This window comes from Pseudomonas sp. SWRI77 (genome assembly GCF_014269105.1).
Lineage (GTDB): Bacteria > Pseudomonadota > Gammaproteobacteria > Pseudomonadales > Pseudomonadaceae > Aquipseudomonas > Aquipseudomonas capeferrum.
Genome location: NZ_JABWRV010000001.1, coordinates 454019 through 472270 on the forward strand (window position 1 = coordinate 454019; position 18252 = coordinate 472270).

Annotated in this window: 15 protein-coding genes; 5 read left to right on the forward strand and 10 right to left on the reverse strand. The window is 61.4% G+C overall.

All coding sequences use genetic code 11. The features are described from left to right. Positions 1-151 precede the first annotated feature (151 nt). Both HU766_RS02040 and hutC read right to left on the reverse strand, forming a co-directional pair. Positions 152-724: a HutD family protein gene (locus HU766_RS02040; RefSeq protein WP_186652891.1), complete on the reverse strand. Its 573-nt coding sequence runs from the start codon at positions 722-724 to the stop codon at positions 152-154. After that, positions 721-1431, reverse strand: a complete 711-nt coding sequence (hutC, locus tag HU766_RS02045) for a histidine utilization repressor (protein ID WP_177326481.1) — start codon at positions 1429-1431, stop codon at positions 721-723. The genes HU766_RS02040 and hutC overlap by 4 nt, the downstream gene beginning before the upstream one ends. Before the next feature lie 143 nt (positions 1432-1574). On the opposite strand from hutC, the gene HU766_RS02050 reads away from it, so the two are divergent. Then, on the forward strand, positions 1575-2939 hold the full coding sequence (locus tag HU766_RS02050) for a formimidoylglutamate deiminase (protein WP_186652892.1): 1365 nt from the start codon (positions 1575-1577) through the stop codon (positions 2937-2939). Positions 2940-3102: 163 nt separating this feature from the next. On the opposite strand, the gene HU766_RS02055 is transcribed toward HU766_RS02050, so the two are convergent. The 5 genes from HU766_RS02055 to HU766_RS02075 form a co-directional block, all read right to left on the reverse strand. After that, positions 3103-3675 carry a lipocalin family protein gene (locus HU766_RS02055; RefSeq protein WP_033701956.1) on the reverse strand — a complete coding sequence of 191 codons (573 nt, stop codon included), beginning with the start codon at positions 3673-3675 and terminating at the stop codon, positions 3103-3105. Then, positions 3672-3926, reverse strand: a complete 255-nt coding sequence (gene bamE / locus HU766_RS02060) for an outer membrane protein assembly factor BamE (RefSeq protein WP_008094623.1) — start codon at positions 3924-3926, stop codon at positions 3672-3674. Before bamE ends, HU766_RS02055 begins: the two co-directional genes overlap by 4 nt. A 199-nt stretch (positions 3927-4125) precedes the next feature. Next, positions 4126-4722, reverse strand: a complete 597-nt coding sequence (locus tag HU766_RS02065; protein ID WP_186652894.1) for a DUF924 family protein — start codon at positions 4720-4722, stop codon at positions 4126-4128. Between the two features lie 3 nt (positions 4723-4725). Then, positions 4726-5736, reverse strand: coding sequence for a class 1 fructose-bisphosphatase (locus HU766_RS02070; RefSeq protein WP_033701958.1), 1011 nt, complete (start codon positions 5734-5736; stop codon positions 4726-4728). A 168-nt stretch (positions 5737-5904) separates the two neighbouring features. After that, positions 5905-8355: a glycogen/starch/alpha-glucan phosphorylase gene (locus HU766_RS02075; RefSeq protein ID WP_033701959.1), complete on the reverse strand. Its 2451-nt coding sequence runs from the start codon at positions 8353-8355 to the stop codon at positions 5905-5907. Positions 8356-8540: 185 nt separating this feature from the next. Between HU766_RS02075 and HU766_RS02080 the strand changes: the two genes are divergently transcribed. Next, positions 8541-8945 carry a YkgJ family cysteine cluster protein gene (locus tag HU766_RS02080; RefSeq protein ID WP_016712459.1) on the forward strand — a complete coding sequence of 135 codons (405 nt, stop codon included), beginning with the start codon at positions 8541-8543 and terminating at the stop codon, positions 8943-8945. 172 nt (positions 8946-9117) lie between these two features. On the opposite strand, the gene HU766_RS02085 is transcribed toward HU766_RS02080, so the two are convergent. From HU766_RS02085 to thiI, 3 genes are all read right to left on the reverse strand, one after another. Beyond that, a complete protein-coding gene (locus tag HU766_RS02085) occupies positions 9118-9729 on the reverse strand; it encodes a hypothetical protein (protein WP_186652895.1) in 612 nt (203 codons plus the stop codon). A gap of 154 nt (positions 9730-9883) precedes the next feature. Then, positions 9884-11707, reverse strand: a complete 1824-nt coding sequence (gene typA, locus HU766_RS02090) for a translational GTPase TypA (RefSeq protein ID WP_033701960.1) — start codon at positions 11705-11707, stop codon at positions 9884-9886. A gap of 128 nt (positions 11708-11835) precedes the next feature. Then, the gene (gene thiI, locus HU766_RS02095; protein WP_186652896.1) at positions 11836-13290 is read right to left on the reverse strand and encodes a tRNA uracil 4-sulfurtransferase ThiI; all 1455 of its coding nucleotides are present in this window, start codon (positions 13288-13290) and stop codon (positions 11836-11838) included. 472 nt (positions 13291-13762) lie between these two features. Between thiI and glnA the strand changes: the two genes are divergently transcribed. The 3 genes from glnA to ntrC all read left to right on the forward strand — a co-directional run bounded on the left by glnA (position 13763) and on the right by ntrC (position 18142). Next, complete coding sequence (glnA, locus tag HU766_RS02100) at positions 13763-15169, forward strand: type I glutamate--ammonia ligase (protein ID WP_033701962.1); 1407 nt, start codon at positions 13763-13765, stop codon at positions 15167-15169. 454 nt (positions 15170-15623) lie between these two features. Beyond that, the gene (gene glnL, locus HU766_RS02105; protein WP_033701964.1) at positions 15624-16709 is read left to right on the forward strand and encodes a nitrogen regulation protein NR(II); all 1086 of its coding nucleotides are present in this window, start codon (positions 15624-15626) and stop codon (positions 16707-16709) included. Further along, positions 16706-18142, forward strand: coding sequence for a nitrogen regulation protein NR(I) (gene ntrC, locus HU766_RS02110; RefSeq protein ID WP_033701965.1), 1437 nt, complete (start codon positions 16706-16708; stop codon positions 18140-18142). Before glnL ends, ntrC begins: the two co-directional genes overlap by 4 nt. Positions 18143-18252: the final 110 nt, after the last annotated feature.

The window sequence follows — 18252 nt, forward strand, 5'->3', positions numbered from 1 at the left end:
AGGGTCCTCTGCGGTCGTCCGCGGGCAGGTGTGTCGTGGTCAATATACAAACACACCTTTACTTGTATGTACAAGCATGGACAACCAAAATAATTGGACCTCTGCGTTGGAAACCAGAAAAAGCTGGGGCCGCTGTGCGGCCCCGGCTATCTCAACGTGAAATCAGTTCGATCAGGCAAAACCGCCCCTGAACCTCCAACCCCACCAGCGCGTCGTTACCCTCAAGCCGCAAGCAGTCATGCAACCCCAGCCGCTGCACCTCACCCCCAGCCAACTGCGCCTCGACCTGGTTACTGGCGGCGAACAACAACACCGTCGACGCCGAACTGAACAGCCGGGTGGTGCCATCGAACCACTGCAAGCGCGCGCGATAGCGCTGTGGCGCGTAGATCAGGTTGAAATCACGAATCGCCCCACCCAGCAGCTTGCAACTGACCTGGCTCTCGCCTGCGAAGGCAAACGCGTCGTATGGCAACAGCGGCCGGCTGGCCTGCCCGTCGACCAGCAGGCGCATGCCATCGCCCTGCAGCACCGTGATGATCCGCTGGTAACCGGCGAACGACGAGAAACCGCCAGACTCTTCGATATCGGCAATCGACAGGCGCCAGCCGAACCCTTCGAGGCCTTCGCCGCTGTCGCGGGTGATTTCCTCGGTGAAACCGCCCCCGTTCTTCCATGGCATGCGCGGGTAGCCCTGCGCACGCAACACCTGCAATTGGCTCATTTGCTGAATCGTCCTTCCAGGCGATGACGGGAACCGGGGTGGATCAACCGCGCGGCTGTGACCGGCTGGCGGCCGGACCAGGTGCGGCGGCGAATCAGCAGGCAAGGCTCGCCCCGTTCGATCTGCAGCAGCTGGCACTCGTGCGGCTCGGCCAGAATCGCCTCGACCACGTGCTCACCCTCGGTCAGCGGCGCGACCTGGGACAGGTAGGCGTAAGGCGTTTGCCGGGTGAAGTCCTGCTTGAGGTAATCGGGCGCGATCGCCGCATTGACGTAGCGGTCCTCGATTTGCACCGGTATGCCATTTTCGTAATGCACGATCAGCGAATGGAACACCCGCTGGCCTTCGCGCATGTCCAGCGCCAGGGCACGCTCGGAGCCGGCGGCCTCCTCGGCGAGGATGACCACCTGGCAGCTATGCTGGTGGCCACGCCCGGCAATCTCGTCGGCGATGTTGTTGACTTCGAACAGCGCCGAACGGCTCTTGGGTTCGGCGACGAAGGTACCGACCCCTTGCATGCGCACCAGCAGCCCTTCGGCCGTGAGCTCACGCAGGGCGCGGTTGATGGTCATGCGGCTGAAGCCCAGTTGGCTGACCAGCTCGCTCTCTGAAGGAACCCGGTGATGGGGCGGCCAGCTGCCGTTGTCGATCTGCTGGATGATCATCTGTTTGACCCGCGCGTACAGCGGCGCCGGGCCCTCGCCCATCTGGGCAACCAGCGCGGAGACAGGAGGTGTCGGCACGGCGTTGGATCCTTGTGCGATTGAATGAGCGGTAGCTTGCCGCAGTTTACCCGGCAGGCAAACGCCTGTATATGTATATACAAGTTAACAATAACAGGATTTCACCGATGTCCGCCTACTTCGCCGAACGCGCCCTGCTGCCCAATGGCTGGGCCAGCAATGTCCGAATCGAGGTCGCCAGCGATGGCAACATGACCCGCATCGAGCCCGGCGCTTCGGCCGACGGTGCCGAACGGCTGGCCGGGCCGCTGCTGCCCGGCATGCCCAACCTGCACTCGCATGCCTTCCAACGGGCGATGGCAGGGTTGGCGGAAGTGGCGGGCAACCCCAACGACAGCTTCTGGACCTGGCGCGACCTGATGTATCGCCTGGTTGGCCAGATCACCCCAGAGCAGTTGCAGGTCATCGCCCGCCAGCTGTACATCGAGATGCTCAAGGCCGGCTACACCTCGGTGGCCGAATTCCACTATGTGCACCACGACTCGGCAGGCAAGGCCTACGCCGACCCCGCCGAGCTGTCCCGGCGCATCAGCGCCGCGGCAGCCAGCAGCGGCATCGGCCTGACCTTGCTGCCCGTGCTGTACAGCCACGCAGGCTTCGGCGGCCAGGCGCCCACCGAAGGGCAACGGCGTTTCATCAACTCTACCGAGCAGTACCTGCGCCTGCAGGAACAACTCGCGCCACTGCTGGGCGCGCAGCCGGCACAGCAACTGGGCCTGTGCTTCCACTCGCTGCGCGCAGTCACCCCAGGGCAGATCGCCAGCGTGCTGGAAGCCGGCAACCCAAATAGCCCGGTGCATATCCACATTGCCGAACAACAGAAGGAAGTCGACGATTGCCTGGCCTGGAGTGGCCTGCGCCCGTTGCAGTGGCTGTACGAGCATGTCGAGGTGGACGCGCGCTGGTGCCTGGTTCACGCCACCCACGCCGAAGCCGATGAAGTCGCCGCCATGGCCCGCAGCGGCGCGGTGGCAGGGCTGTGCCTGACCACCGAGGCCAACCTGGGCGACGGTATCTTCCCGGCGGTTGACTACCTGGCGCAAGGTGGGCGCATGGGCATTGGCTCGGACAGCCATGTGTCGCTCAGCGTGGTGGAAGAACTGCGCTGGCTTGAGTATGGCCAGCGCTTACGCGATCAGCGGCGCAACCGGCTGTACCGCGGTGACCAGCCGATGGTCGGGCGCACGCTGTATGACGCAGCCTTGAACGGCGGTGCCCAGGCGCTTGGCCAGGCGGTCGGTGAACTGGCGGTGGGCAAGCGGGCCGACTGGCTGGTGCTCGATGGTCAAGACCCGTACATCGCCACGGCAGATGGCGATGCCATTCTCAATCGCTGGTTGTTCGCAGGCGGCGACCGCCAGGTGCGCGATGTGATGGTCAACGGCCAGTGGGTCGTGCGCCAGGGGCGGCATGCCCAGGAAGAGGAAAGCGCACAGGCGTTTGTCGAGGTCTTGCGCCAACTGCTGGGTTGACCGTGTGTGTGTGTGTAGGAGCGGCCTTGCGTCGCGAAAAGGGGCGCGCAGCGGCCCCAGGCTTTAGCGTCGCCGCTGGTATCGATGGGGCCGCTTTGCGGCCCTTTTCGCGACGCAAGGCCGCTCCTACACACACCACCACCACATGCAAGCGCGTGCGGGGTCAATGGCTTTTGACGATCTGCTGGTCAGCCGTGCGCCAGATCAGCCGGCTGGTGTCATAACCCTGCTGCCGCGCCTTGGACAGCAAACTCTCGCGCTGCCAGGCCGGCAGGCTTGGCGTGCGCGACAAGATCCACAGGTACTTGCGGTCCGGGCTGCCGACGATCGCCGTGTGGTAACGCTCGTCCACGTAGAGAATCCAGTACTCACCCCTGGCCACGCCCGGTACCAGGCGGGTGAACCAGTTGTCGAACTCGACCCACAGCTTGTCGGTATGCCCAGGCTCCTGGATGTTGGCATGCCCTTCTGCGCGCAACCATTCATCACCCAGGGTACGGCAGCGGTTGAGCACGCCGTAGGAGCCGTCTGATTTGAGGTTGTAGTGGGCCTCGGACTGCTCGCAGCCTTGCTGATAGCGCATTGGCAAGCGCGCCAGCTCATACCATTTGCCCTGGTAACGCTTGAGGTCGACGTTGCCGGCGGTCTTCGGTGCCAGCGGGTCATGCGCAGAGCTGGCGCAACCGCCCAGCAGCATCACCAGGCATAACCCCAGCAGCAGGTGCAGACGCCTCATTTAAGGCCCTGCCCTGAGTACATCAGTACCTTGTCAGCCGCGTACTGCACGCTGATGAAGCTCTTCTCGTCCCCCCAGGTACAGCTGCTCATGCCCAGCGCGCCGGAGCACTCGGCAGGCGTGCCGAGCAATTGCTCGACCTCGGCCTTGTTCATGCCGGCCTTGAGCTTGGAATAGTTTTCCTGGTTGATCTTGCTGCACGCGGTCAGAACGACGCACAAGGACAACAGGGCGAGGGAACGCAACGACATGAGGACACTCCTGGACAGGGGATACAGGCGAGTGGCCTGCAGTGACCTTCGACGAGAAAATCCCTCCCTGGTTCCCTGCCCTCCCCCCTTTCCACCTACACCATTGGTCGGGTAGCCAATGGCGGCATAAAAAAACCGCCGCTGCGGGTGCAGTGGCGGTTTTTTGCTACGTCAGGGCTGCGTGGCAGGCCGATAAATCTCAGAACCTGGACCCAGGCTCCAGCAAAAAGTCCATCTCTTCACTGGTACTCGGCCGTTCCAGCATCAGGTTGCGGTGCGGGAAGCGCCCGAACCGAGCAATCACCCGCTGGTGCTGCTCGGCATAGTCGAGGAACCCCTCGAACAAGCGCCGATGAGCCTCGGGCTGCTCGTCCAGCAGTACCTGGTAACGCTCGACGCACAGGTTCTGCCAGTCCAGCACCTCGGCATGCTCCAGCACCAGCAGCACGAACACCCGCTGGATCGGCAGCAGCTGGTAATCCCAGCCTTTCTGCAGGCCCTGCATGGCCACCACCTGGGCACGCCGGTCGCCCTCGAAGGCGCGCGACGTGTCGCGGTGGATCATGCGCGGCAGCTGGTCCAGCAGGATCAGCAGGCCGAGCCAGCCTTGCGGGCTTTGCTGCCACTCGTCGAGCCCACCCGCCAGGGCATGCTCGACCAGGTCGCCAAACAGCGCCTGAGCTTCGGCATCGTGATGCTTGCCGAACCACAGCGTGCTCTTCTCGTCAGCCACGGCCTGGGGGCTGGTGCCCCAACCGAACCACCACTCCAACAACGGCTGCCAAGGTGCGAGCATGACTTACTCCTTGTGATACGCGGTGACGCGCTCGACCTCTTCCTTCGAGCCCAGAATGACCGACACGCGCTCGTGCAGGCTTTGTGGCTGAATGTCGAGGATACGATCGTAACCATTGGTGGATGCGCCGCCAGCCTGTTCGATGATGAACGACATCGGGTTGGCCTCGTACATCAGGCGCAGCTTGCCCGGCTTGCTCGGGTCGCGAGCGTCGCGCGGGTACATGAACAGACCGCCACGGGTCAGGATGCGGTGCACGTCGGCTACCATCGAGGCGATCCAGCGCATGTTGTAGTTCTTTTTCAGCGGGCCAGTCTCACCGGCCAGCAGCTCATCGACGTAGCGCTGCACCGGGGCTTCCCAGTGACGCTGGTTGGACATGTTGATGGCGAACTCGGCGGTGGTTGCCGGTACCTGGATGTTCTCGTGGGTCAGCACGAAGCTGCCCAGCTCACGGTCCAGGGTGAAGCCCTTGACGCCATTGCCCAGGGTCAGGATCAGCATGGTCTGCGGGCCGTAGATGGCATAACCGGCGGCGACCTGCTCGGTGCCTGGCTGCAGGAAGGCGTTTTCGTTGAGGGTTTCGTTCTGGCTCAGGTACTCGTTGGGGCAACGCAGTACCGAGAAGATGGTGCCGACCGAGACGTTGACGTCGATGTTCGACGAACCGTCCAGTGGGTCGAAGACCAGCAGGTAGGCGCCTTTAGGGTACTTGCCCGGGATCTGGTAGGCGTTGTCCATTTCTTCGGAAGCCATGCCGGCCAGGTGGCCGCCCCACTCGTTGGCCTCCAGCAGGATATCGTTGGAGATCACGTCGAGCTTCTTCTGCACTTCACCTTGAACGTTCTCGGTGCCCATGCTGCCCAGTACGCCGCCCAGGGCGCCTTTGGACACGTGGTGGCTGATCTCTTTGCACGCGCGCGCCACCACTTCGATCAGGAAGCGCAGATCGGCAGGGGTATTGTTGCTGCGGGTCTGCTCAATCAGATAGCGACTCAGGGTAACGCGGGACATGTATGGCTCCGAAATGGAAAGGGGGAGAAAAACCCCCGCAGTTTACAGGGAGAGTGCGATGCTAGCGAGCAATGAGACTCGCCTGGGCTGTCTGACGGCACAATAGGTCGGTAGTTCAGCCTTGGCCAGGCCGGCTGTCGAGTGGGGCCGCTATGCGGCCCTGGTAAGTCAGTCCAGTGCTTTCCAGATGTCGGTGGCATACTCGCGAATGGTTCGGTCCGACGAGAACCACCCCATCCGCGCCGTGTTCAGCACCGCCATGCGCCACCATTCCTGCGGCGTGTGCCACAGCTCATCGACCCGCCGCTGGGCATCCCAGTAGGCGTCGAAATCGGCGCACACCAGGAAACGGTCATAGGCCACCAACCCGTCGATCAGCCCGGTATAACGCGAAGGGTCATCGGGCGAGAACACCCCGCTGCGAATGGCCTGGAGCACATCGTTCAAGCGATTGGACGCCGCAATCGCCGCACTGGCGCCAAAGTCTCCGGCGCGCCGGCGCGCCTCGACCTGCTGCGCCGTGAGGCCGAAGATGAACATGTTGTCGGCCCCCACCTGCTCGCACATCTCGACGTTGGCGCCGTCCAGGGTGCCGATGGTCAGCGCGCCATTGAGGCCGAACTTCATGTTGCTGGTGCCTGAGGCCTCGTAACCTGCCGTGGAGATCTGCTCGGACAAGTCTGCCGCCGGGATGATGCTTTCGGCCAGGCTGACGTTGTAGTTGGGCAGGAATACCACTTTCAGCAGGCCACGCACGGTGGGGTCGTTGTTGACCACACGGGCGATGTCGTTGGCCAGCTTGATGATCAGCTTGGCCTGGTGGTAGCTGGCCGCAGCCTTGCCGGCGAAGATCTTCACCCGTGGTACCCAATTGGTACCGGGGTCGTTGCGAATGGCCTGATACAGCGCCACGGTGTGCAGCAGGTTGAGCAACTGGCGCTTGTACTCGTGGATGCGCTTGACCTGCACATCGAACATCGCCTCGGGGTTCACCGTAACGCCGATACGGTCCTGGATGATGCTGGCCAGGGCGCGCTTGCTGTGCAGGCGCTGGGCGGCGAACTGCTTGCGGAAGCTGCTTTTGTCAGCAAAGGGCACGAGGTTGGCCAGCAGCCCTTCAGGGTCATCCTTGAGCTCGGGCCCAAGCGCTTCGACCAGCATCTCGGTCAGTGGCGGGTTGGACTGGAACAGCCAGCGCCTGAAGGTGATGCCGTTGGTCTTGTTGTTGATCCGCTGCGGGTACAGCTTGTGCAGCTCGGCGAACACCGTGCTCTTCATCAGCTGGCTGTGCAGTGCCGACACACCGTTGACACTGTGCGAGCCGAGAAACGCCAGGTTGCCCATGCGCACCCGGCGGCCGTTGTCTTCTTCGATCAACGACACGGCCCGCAACACGTCGAAGTCGTGCAGCCCTTTCGCGCGCAGGGCGTCGATATGGTAGGCGTTGATCAGGTAGATGATCTGCATGTGCCGCGGCAGCATGCGCTCCATCAGCGCCACCGGCCAGGTTTCCAGTGCCTCCGGCAGCAAGGTGTGGTTGGTGTAGGCCAGCGTGCCGACAGTCAGCTCCCAGGCGGTATCCCAGGGCACTTCGTGCTGGTCGACCAGCAGCCGCATCAACTCGGCCACGGCGATCGAGGGGTGGGTATCGTTGAGCTGAATGGCCGCGGCATCGGGCAGGTTGAGCAGGCTGTCATGCATGTTCAGGTGGCGGCGCAGCAAGTCCTGCAGCGAAGCCGAAACGAAGAAGTACTCCTGGCGCAGGCGCAGCTCCTGCCCGGCTTCGGTACTGTCGGCCGGGTACAGCACGCGCGAAATGCTCTCGGCGCGCGCCACTTCGGCGACCGCACCCAGGTGGTCACCGGCGTTGAAGCGCTCCAGGTGCAGCTCCTCAAGCGCCCGCGCCCGCCACAGGCGCAAGGTATTGACGCTGGCGCCACGCCAGCCGACCACCGGCGTGTCATAGGCCACCGCCCGCACCGTCTCGCCGGGCGACCACACCTGCCGTTGCTGGCCTTGGGGGTCCTGCACGGTCTCGACGCTGCCGCCGAAACTGATCGGGTAGATCACCTCGGCGCGCTCGAACTCCCAGGGGTTGCCGAAGTCCAGCCAGTTCTCGGTCTGCTCCTGCTGCCAACCATCGACCACCGCCTGGCGAAACAGGCCGTGCTCGTAACGGATACCGTAGCCATGGGCGGCAATGCCCAGGGTCGACATGCTTTCCATGAAGCAAGCCGCAAGGCGCCCCAGGCCACCATTGCCCAGTGCGGCATCCGGCTCCAGCAGGCGGATGCGCTCCAGGTCGACGTCCAGGCCGTCGAGGGCTTCGCGGGCGATGTCGAGCAAACCCAGGTTGCTCAGGCTGTCATACAGCAGCCGCCCGATGAGAAATTCCAGGGAAAGGTAATAGACCCGTTTCTGACTGCGCCTGTAGGCCTGACGGGTATGGTCCATCCAGTGATCGACCATGTGATCACGCGCCGCCAGGGCAATGGCTTCGAACCAGTCATGGTCGAAGGCATGCTCGGGGTCCTTGCCGACCGCGTAGGTCAGCTTATCCAGCACAGCGGCGCGAAAATCGGCCACCTCGGCGTCACGTGCTTTGGGTTCCTGGGACATGCGGCATCCTCGGGCAAGTAGACGAATACGGAGGGAGATTGATGAGACTAGACCCTTCGACAGGGACTGACAGTACCTGTTCGCAGTTTTCATGCCTGATGAAGGAATCAGGCAAAAGGTTGTTCACAAATTGAACAACTCCGGTATGATCGCGCGCCCCAAGACCGTGATTCACCCCCATAACGATGAAAACGACCCTGATTGCCGCGGCCGAAGTCGACCGCCTGGAAACCTGGCAACGCTATGCCAGCCACATGTGCGGTGGCTGCCACTCGACCTGCTGCACGCTGCCCGTGGAAGTGAAGATCAAGGATCTGATCCGCATCGGCGTGGTCGACGAGTTCGAAAAAGACGAACCACCGAAAAACGTGGCCAAACGCCTGCAGAAGGAAGGCATCATCGAGCGCTTCAACCAGAAGTCGGGCATTTTCACCCTGACCCGGATGAGCAACGATGACTGCATGTATCTGGACCGCAAGAGCCGGCTGTGCACCATTTATGACAAGCGTCCAGATACCTGCCGCAACCACCCCAAGGTCGGGCCACGGCCTGGGTACTGTGCTTACAAACCGAAGGTGGTCGGCCGTTGACGATCCCAGAGAGACTGAATAGAATTTGACCCGTCTCGATGTACACGGAGCTTCCTTTGGAAGTGTCTAGACGCCGCCACCTGGTTCCGGCCGTGCCGGTTGATGAGAGAAATCTCTAAGGGCATCCGCGATACGACCCCCTTTATTGGGGGTTTCGTATTTCTACAGGCAGCTATCGCCTTACTGGTCGTCGAATCGGCTCACCTCTCAGCTTCTTCACAATCAATAGCCAACCTTTTATTTTTTCATGTCGCTTGAGCCGCATTGGACGACTGGAAGGGTGGTCAGGGTCGCGTATGTAGGCGCTTTCAACGTGTACCCTGAGGCTTCGAGCCGACTCGCGGCGTAGATTGAAATACACCTCGTAATGGCTACCTTCCGGATACCCAAGCTGGTACCCCTCCAATGTCAGCCAATTGCTATGCCCCGTGAACAGGCATTGCCGGTCAGCCAGCGAAGCCATGATGCTCGGCAGTTGGATGGATAGCGTGTACCGCCTAGGGCAGAACGCACGGCAGACGCCCCTGTGATCAATCAACAGGTGATCGTGCCCCATCTCGTCAAAATCCAGCTCAACACCCTGCTTCGGACCATAGCTGACACAGTGGCTTGAGTACTCAATAGCAAGCGTTACTGCTTGAACGCCCTGAACGGCAAGCCCTGGAATGACAATTTGATGTGAACTGGAGCGTAGGTGTAACAGGCTCCAGGTGACCCCACCCACATCAAACCGGCCGCGTGCCAAGTGCTCTTTCCATCCCTTGCCCTTCATCATTTGCCCCATGAAATAATTCAAAAGGCAGCGTACTGGGGGGGGGTGTGCTATTGCCAAAAACTCCTTAGTAAGCAATTACTTCCAGTGAAACATGGTGAAAAAGACACAAAAAAAACGCCCCCGGCCTTTCGACCGGGGGCGTTTTCATTCAGCCAGAGCTAACTCAGCTGTTCTTGGCTTTCTTGGCAGCGCGGGTACGCTCGCTTTCATCCAGGATCTTCTTGCGAAGACGGATGGACTTCGGCGTTACTTCGCACAGCTCGTCTTCCTGGATGTATTCCAGAGCCTGTTCCAGGGTGAAGCGAACAGGTGGAACCAGCGCGATGACTTCGTCTTTACCCGAAGCACGCATGTTGTCGAGCTTCTTGCCCTTGGTAGGGTTGACGCCCAGGTCGTTGTCGCGGCTGTTCTGGCCGACGATCTGACCGTTGTAGATCTCTTGACCGTGCTCGACGAACAGCTTGCCACGCGCCTGCAGGGTTTCCAGCGAGTAGGTCAGCGCCTTGCCGGTTTCGACCGAAACCAGTACGCCGTTCTGACGGCCGGACATGTGGCCAGACTTCACGGTGTCGTAGCGATCAAAGATCGAAGTCAGGATGCCTGCACCGTTGGTCAGGGTCAGGAACTGGTTACGGAAACCGATCAGACCACGCGCCGGGATGTTGTATTCAAGGCGTACACGGCCTTTGCCATCCGGGACCATGTTGGTCAGGTCGCCTTTACGCAGACCCATTTCTTCCATGACCTTGCCCTGCGATTCTTCAGGGATGTCGATGGTGACGTTCTCGAACGGCTCTTGCTTGACGCCGTCTACTTCGCGAATGATGACTTCCGGGCGGCCCAGGGCCAGTTCGAAGCCTTCGCGACGCATGGTTTCGATCAGTACCGAGAGGTGCAGCTCACCACGGCCCGAAACCTTGAACTTGTCTGGGGAGTCGGTTTCTTCAACGCGCAGGGCAACGTTGTACAGCAGCTCTTTGTCCAGACGGTCCTTGATGTTACGGCTGGTGACGAACTTGCCTTCCTTGCCGCAGAACGGCGAGTCGTTGACCTGGAAGGTCATCGAAACGGTAGGCTCGTCAACGGTCAGCGGCTTCATCGCCTCAACGGCAGTCGGGTCGCACAGGGTGTCGGAGATGAACAGCTCGTCGAAACCGCTGATGCAGACGATGTCGCCAGCTTGGGCTTCTTCGACGTCGACGCGGTGCAGACCGTGGTGGCCCATCAGCTTGAGGATACGGCCGTTACGCTTCTTGCCGTCGGCGTCGATGGCGACAACCGGGGTGTTAGGCTTGACGCGACCACGGGCGATACGGCCAACACCGATCACACCCAGGAAGCTGTTGTAGTCCAGTGCGGAGATCTGCATCTGGAACGGGCCGTCACGGTCAACAGCTGGCGCTGGAACGTGGTCGACGACAGCCTGGTACAGGGCAGTCATGTCTTCGCCCATTTCGGCGTGGTCCAGACCGGCAATGCCGTTCAGGGCCGAGGCGTAGACCACTTTGAAGTCCAGCTGCTCGTCGGTAGCGCCGAGGTTGTCGAACAGGTCGAAGATCTGGTCCAGAACCCAGTCAGGACGCGCGCCCGGACGGTCGACCTTGTTGATCACGACGATCGGCTTCAGGCCGGCTTCGAAGGCCTTCTTGGTCACGAAGCGGGTTTGCGGCATAGGGCCGTCCTGGGCGTCGACCAGCAGCAGCACGGAGTCGACCATCGACATTACACGCTCAACCTCGCCACCGAAGTCGGCGTGGCCGGGGGTGTCGACGATGTTGATGTGGTAGCCGTTCCAGTTGATGGCGGTGTTTTTCGCCAGAATGGTAATACCGCGCTCTTTTTCCTGGTCGTTGGAGTCCATGACGCGCTCGTCGTTGAGCTCGTTACGCTCCAGAGTGCCGGACTGACGCAGGAGTTTGTCGACCAACGTGGTTTTACCATGGTCAACGTGGGCGATGATGGCGATGTTACGCAGATTTTCGATCACAAGTGTATCTCGATCAGAGGATTCGGTTGCCGCCTAGTCTAGGCGACCAATATGTAAGGTATAAGGCTCAGCAGGGCCGGCGGTCGGGAGGGCGATGGCGGATGCTGCCGCCATACAGCCCTGGCGTCTTATGCCGGACGATAAACACGCACATTGGCATGTCCCTCACTGAGCAGGTGGTGTGCGTGCAGACGGCTCATCACACCCTTGTCGCAATACAGCAGGTACTGGCGAGTTTCATCCAGCTGCTTGAAGCGACTATTGATTGCATAAAACGGCATCACCTGGACTTCGACGCCCTCGATCACCAAGGGTTCGTCTTCCTGAGCATCGGGGTGACGGATGTCGATGACGATCTGGCCAGGCAGCGCTTCGCGAACTTCTTCTACCTCGATGTCTTTGCCCAGCTCGTCGATCACGTGGTCGATCGAGATGAACTTGGCGCGTTCGAGGGCGCGCTCCAGCACGGCCATGTCGAATTGCTTTTCTTCATGCTCCATGCGGTGGCGCTTGGCGTGGGTGGTCGGGTTTACCGAGATCACGCCGCAGTATTCAGGCATGTGCTTGGCGAAATCGGCGGTGCCGATTTCGGTGGCCTGGTCGATGATGTCCTGCTTGTGGCTGGCCAGCAGCGGGCGCAGTACCAGCTTGTCGGTCGCCGAGTCGATGATCGACAGGTTCGGCAAGGTCTGGCTGGAGACCTGGGAAATCGCCTCGCCGGTGACCAGCGCTTCGATCTGCAGGCGGTCGGCCATATGGGCAGCGCCGCGCAACATCATGCGCTTGAGGGTCACACCCATGTAGCTGTTGTCGACCTTGTTGAGAATCTCGCCGACCACTTCTTCAAACGGCACGCTGATGAACAGCACGCGCTGGCTGCTGCCGTACTTCTTCCACAGGTAGTGGGCCACTTCCATCACGCCCAGCTCGTGGGCACGGCCGCCGAGGTTGAAGAAGCAGAAGTGGGTCATCAGGCCACGGCGCATCATCTGGTAGGCCGCCACGGTGGAATCGAAGCCACCCGACATCAGTACCAGGGTTTGCTCCAGGGCGCCCAGCGGGTAGCCGCCGATGCCCTGGTGCTGGTTGTGGATCACGTACAGGCGCTGGTTGCGGATTTCGATGCGCACCAGGACTTCCGGGTTTTTCAGCTCGATGCCGGCGGCGCCGCACTGCTGGCGCAGCTGGCTGCCGACGTAGCGGTCGACGTCCATCGAAGTGAAGTCATGGTGGCCGCCGCGCTTGCAGCGCACGGCAAAGTGCTTGCCCGCGAGCAGATGACCGAAGTGCTGCTTGCACTTCTCGACGATGTCGTCGAAGTCGCCGAGCGGGTATTCCTCTACCTGCAGGAAGTGGGTGATACCCGGGGTGCAGGTGAGGCGCTCGATCATCTCGCGCTGGAGCTTTTCGTCCTCGACGCGGGTGACCACTTCGAGATTATCCCAGACACCATCGACCGCGAGCTCAGGATCGAGATCCTTGAGCACGTTGCGGATGTTCTTGCCGAGCTGACGGATGAAGCGCTTGCGCACCGGCCGGCTCTTGATGGTGATTTCTGGGAAGACTTTGACGATAAGTTTCATTGGTTAACAGCGCGCGCAGGGCCTGCCGAAAATGAGGGGCGCGAATTATAGCGGAAATTGCTCAGGATTTGACCAACTTTTGTACAGAAGGTTTGCCGATGTGGCCAGAGTCAGTATTTGCGCCGCCTGCCCCGGGCCTTTCGCGGGTACACCTACCCCCGCAGGGGTGGATTTGGCCTGTGGCAGCGGCTTTACCCGTCAACAGGCCCTCAAACAAAGCACCACCCTCCACCAGCGCACCAACATGGTGCAACAAGATGTTTTCTTGCCTCTAATGGGTGCGTTTTTCAGTCATCAACCCTAAGTTAATGCCCGCAAACGCCCCCTTTTATCCCGCCCTCGCCATTTTCGGGCACTGGCATGCAATTTGCTCCCTTGTGAGGCAGGTAAGCTTGGCCGACTATCCGCGCCCGGCAACACCCCTTTTTCCAGGGCAGCGGCCCACCGCGCTCTAGACCATCCGGAGGACAACATGTCGAAGTCGGTTCAACTCATCAAAGATCATGACGTCAAGTGGATTGATCTGCGTTTCACGGACACCAAAGGCATTCAGCACCACGTGACCATGCCAGCGCGTGACGCTCTGGACGAAGACTTCTTCGAAGTCGGCAAGATGTTCGACGGTTCCTCCATCGCTGGCTGGAAAGGCATCGAAGCTTCCGACATGATCCTGATGCCGGTCGACGACACCGCCGTGCTGGACCCATTCACCGAAGAGCCGACCCTGATCATCACCTGCGACATCGTCGACCCGTCGAGCATGCAGGGCTACGATCGCGACCCGCGCGGCATCGCCAAGCGCGCCGAAGAGTACCTCAAGAGCACCGGCATCGGTGACACCGTATTCGCAGGCCCGGAGCCTGAGTTCTTCATCTTCGACGAAGTGAAGTTCCACTCGGACATCTCCGGCTCGATGTTCAAGATCTTCTCCGAGCAAGGCTCGTGGATGACCGGCGCTGACGTGGAAGGCGGCAACAAAGGCCACCGTCCAGGCGTGAAAGGCGGCTACTTCCCAGTCCCGCCGTTCGACCACGACCACGAAATCCGTACTGCCATGTGCAACGCACTGGAAGAAATGGGCCAGACCGTTGAAGTTCACCACCACGAAGTGGCGACTGCCGGCCAGAACGAAATCGGCGTCAAGTTCAACACCCTGGTGAAGAAAGCTGACGAAGTACAGGCCCTGAAATACGTCGTGCACAACGTTGCCGACGCTTACGGCCGTACCGCCACCTTCATGCCTAAGCCGCTGTACGGCGACAACGGCTCGGGCATGCACGTACACATGTCGATCTGGAAAGACGGCAAGAACACCTTCTCGGGTGAAGGCTATGCCGGCCTGTCCGACACCGCCCTGTACTTCATCGGCGGTATCATCAAGCACGGTAAGGCCCTGAACGGCTTCACCAACCCGTCGACCAACTCCTACAAGCGTCTGGTCCCAGGTTTCGAAGCCCCGGTCATGCTGGCCTACTCGGCGCGCAACCGTTCCGCCTCGATCCGCATTCCTTATGTCGGCAGCCCGAAGGCCCGTCGTATCGAAGCGCGCTTCCCGGACCCATCGGCCAACCCGTACCTGGCCTTCGCGGCCCTGCTGATGGCTGGCCTGGACGGCATCCAGAACAAGATCCACCCAGGCGATGCTGCCGACAAGAACCTGTACGACCTGCCGCCTGAAGAGGCCAAGGACATCCCGCAGGTTTGTGGCAGCCTGAAAGAAGCCCTGGAAGAGCTGGACAAAGGCCGTGCGTTCCTGACCAAGGGCGGCGTGTTCTCCGACGACTTCATCGATGCCTTCATCGAGCTGAAGAGCGAAGAAGAGATCAAGGTCCGTACCTTCGTACACCCGCTGGAATATGAGCTGTACTACAGCTGCTGATCTGATTGGCGCCTGGCGCCGATGACATCACCAAGACGGCCTCCTTCGGGAGGCCGTTTTTGTTTATCGCTGGCCAAATCAAACACCTCCTACAAGCAGAACCTGACCGACTGCGCACAATCAAGTCTCCATCAATAAGGAGGACACCATGGTTCGCGCTACCGGGCACCTGTGCCCTAAACGCTGAACACAGCAATGCTCTATATTGGTGCATAACAGCTACGAATGCTCTGTCCTGCGGCCCAAAACGGGTCGTAATGAGCGCTCGAACAGCGCTTTCTGGTCCGAATAAGCGCAAATCCAGGGCTTTCCCAGGTAAATCCGCTTCTTTTCGGAGCCTTGGTTTGTTTCTTGCATTTCTTGAAAGCACAGAGTCTCGCATCAGCGGATCCACAGCGCGCCCAGCTCTGGCCACTTCTGCCAGGCAAGCGCAAAAAGAGGTCAACGACGCCTTATGACCATCAGCGATGCACAGCACCGTCTGCTTCTGGATAACCTGACCACTGCCACGCTCCTGCTCAATGCCGAGCTGCGCCTGGAGTACATGAACCCGGCCGCGGAAATGCTGTTGGCCGTCAGCGGCCAGCGCAGCCACGGGCAGTTCATCAGCGAGTTGTTCACCGAATCGACAGAAGCGCTCAGCTCATTGCGCCAAGCGGTCGAGCAGGCGCACCCGTTCACCAAGCGCGAAGCGCAACTGACCTCGCTGACCGGGCAGACCATCACCGTCGATTACGCCGTCACCCCCATTCTGCACCAGGGCCAGACCCTGCTGCTGCTGGAGGTGCACCCGCGCGACCGGCTGCTGCGCATCACCAAGGAAGAGGCCCAGCTGAGCAAGCAGGAAACCACCAAAATGCTGGTGCGTGGCCTGGCACACGAAATCAAGAACCCACTCGGCGGCATCCGCGGCGCGGCGCAACTGTTGGCCCGTGAGCTGCCCGAAGACGGCCTGCGCGACTACACCAACGTGATCATCGAAGAGGCCGACCGGCTGCGTAACCTGGTCGACCGCATGCTCGGCTCGAACAAGCTGCCCTCGCTGGCCATGACCAACATCCACGAAGTACTGGAGCGGGTCTGCAGCCTGGTGGAGGCCGAAAGCCAGGGGTGCATCACATTGGTGCGCGACTACGACCCGAGCCTGCCGGATGTGCTGATCGACCGCGAGCAGATGATCCAGGCGGTGCTCAACATCGTGCGCAACGCCATGCAAGCGATCAGCTCGCAGAACGAGCTGCGCCTGGGCCGCATCACCTTGCGCAGCCGTGCCCTGCGCCAGTTCACCATCGGCCACGTGCGGCATCGCCTGGTGGCACGGGTCGAGATCATCGACAACGGCCCGGGCATCCCGTCGGAACTGCAAGACACCCTCTTCTATCCCATGGTCAGTGGCCGCCCGGACGGTACCGGGTTGGGCCTGGCCATCACCCAGAACATCATCAGCCAGCACCAGGGCTTGATCGAATGTGAAAGCCATGCAGGCCACACCGCCTTTTCGATCTACCTGCCTCTGGAACAAGGAGCCACCGCCTCATGAGCCGAAGTGAAACCGTATGGATCGTCGACGATGATCGCTCCATCCGCTGGGTCCTGGAAAAAGCCCTGCAACAAGAAGGCATGACCACCCAGAGCTTCGACAGCGCCGATGGCGTCATGGGCCGCCTGGCACGCCAGCAACCGGATGTGATCATTTCCGATATCCGCATGCCCGGTACCAGTGGCCTCGACTTGCTGGCCCAGATTCGCGAGCAGCACCCGCGCCTGCCGGTCATCATCATGACCGCCCATTCCGACCTCGACAGCGCCGTGGCCTCCTACCAGGGCGGTGCCTTCGAATACCTGCCCAAACCGTTCGACGTCGACGAGGCGGTGTCGCTGGTCAAGCGCGCCAATCAGCATGCCCAGGAGCAGCAAGGCCTGGATGTACCGCAGGCCTTGGCCCGCACGCCGGAGATCATCGGTGAAGCGCCGGCGATGCAGGAGGTGTTCCGCGCGATCGGGCGCCTGAGCCACTCCAACATCACGGTACTGATCAACGGCGAGTCCGGCACCGGCAAGGAGCTGGTGGCCCATGCGCTGCACCGGCACAGCCCGCGTGCGGCGTCACCGTTCATTGCCCTGAACATGGCAGCCATCCCCAAGGACCTGATGGAGTCCGAGCTGTTCGGCCACGAGAAGGGTGCCTTCACCGGTGCCGCCAACCTGCGCCGCGGCCGCTTCGAGCAGGCCGATGGCGGCACGCTGTTTCTCGACGAGATCGGCGACATGCCCGCCGATACCCAGACCCGCCTGTTGCGGGTACTGGCCGATGGCGAGTTTTACCGGGTTGGCGGCCACGTGCCGGTCAAGGTCGATGTGCGCATCATTGCCGCCACCCACCAGAACCTGGAATCGCTGGTGCAGGCGGGCAAGTTCCGCGAGGACTTGTTCCACCGCCTCAACGTGATCCGCATTCATATACCGCGCCTGGCCGACCGCCGCGAAGACATCCCCGCCCTCGCCCGCCACTTCCTCGCCCGCGCGGCCCAGGAGCTGGCCGTGGAGCCGAAGCTGCTGAAGCCGGAGACCGAAGAGTTCATCCGCAACCTGCCGTGGCCGGGCAACGTGCGGCAGATGGAAAACACCTGCCGCTGGATCACCGTGATGGCCTCCAGCCGTGAAGTGCTGATTGGTGACCTGCCGCCAGAGCTGCTGAACCTGCCGCAGGACGCGGCCCCCGTGACCAATTGGGAGCAGGCGTTGCGCCAGTGGGCCGACCAGGCCTTGGCCCGGGGCCAGACCAATCTGCTCGACAGTGCGGTGCCCAGCTTTGAACGGATCATGATCGAGACCGCGCTCAAGCATACCGCCGGGCGGCGCAGGGATGCGGCGCTTCTGCTGGGCTGGGGGCGCAATACCTTGACGCGCAAGATCAAGGAGCTGGGGATGAATGTCGCCGGCGGGGATGATGACGACAGCGAAGAGCATTGAGTCATAGGTAGGCCATGACATCCGGGGGCTGCTTTGCAGCCCCCAACATTTTAAGCCCCATGCACCGATCCTGTGCCCCCTGCACCGCCCGAAGGCACAAAACCCCTCAA

What these genes read in the sequence shown, in the direction of transcription:
- ntrC (WP_033701965.1), top strand. Translation starts at nt 16,706, where the DNA reads ATGAGCCGAAGTGAAACCGTATGGATCGTCGACGATGATCGCTCCATC.
- bamE (WP_008094623.1), bottom strand. Translation starts at nt 3,926, where the DNA reads ATGTCGTTGCGTTCCCTCGCCCTGTTGTCCTTGTGCGTCGTTCTGACC.
- HU766_RS02080 (WP_016712459.1), top strand. Translation starts at nt 8,541, where the DNA reads ATGAAAACGACCCTGATTGCCGCGGCCGAAGTCGACCGCCTGGAAACC.
- HU766_RS02075 (WP_033701959.1), bottom strand. Translation starts at nt 8,355, where the DNA reads ATGTCCCAGGAACCCAAAGCACGTGACGCCGAGGTGGCCGATTTTCGC.
- glnA (WP_033701962.1), top strand. Translation starts at nt 13,763, where the DNA reads ATGTCGAAGTCGGTTCAACTCATCAAAGATCATGACGTCAAGTGGATT.
- HU766_RS02065 (WP_186652894.1), bottom strand. Translation starts at nt 4,722, where the DNA reads ATGCTCGCACCTTGGCAGCCGTTGTTGGAGTGGTGGTTCGGTTGGGGC.
- HU766_RS02050 (WP_186652892.1), top strand. Translation starts at nt 1,575, where the DNA reads ATGTCCGCCTACTTCGCCGAACGCGCCCTGCTGCCCAATGGCTGGGCC.
- HU766_RS02070 (WP_033701958.1), bottom strand. Translation starts at nt 5,736, where the DNA reads ATGTCCCGCGTTACCCTGAGTCGCTATCTGATTGAGCAGACCCGCAGC.
- glnL (WP_033701964.1), top strand. Translation starts at nt 15,624, where the DNA reads ATGACCATCAGCGATGCACAGCACCGTCTGCTTCTGGATAACCTGACC.
- thiI (WP_186652896.1), bottom strand. Translation starts at nt 13,290, where the DNA reads ATGAAACTTATCGTCAAAGTCTTCCCAGAAATCACCATCAAGAGCCGG.
- HU766_RS02085 (WP_186652895.1), bottom strand. Translation starts at nt 9,729, where the DNA reads ATGGGGCAAATGATGAAGGGCAAGGGATGGAAAGAGCACTTGGCACGC.
- hutC (WP_177326481.1), bottom strand. Translation starts at nt 1,431, where the DNA reads ATGGGCGAGGGCCCGGCGCCGCTGTACGCGCGGGTCAAACAGATGATC.
- HU766_RS02055 (WP_033701956.1), bottom strand. Translation starts at nt 3,675, where the DNA reads ATGAGGCGTCTGCACCTGCTGCTGGGGTTATGCCTGGTGATGCTGCTG.
- HU766_RS02040 (WP_186652891.1), bottom strand. Translation starts at nt 724, where the DNA reads ATGAGCCAATTGCAGGTGTTGCGTGCGCAGGGCTACCCGCGCATGCCA.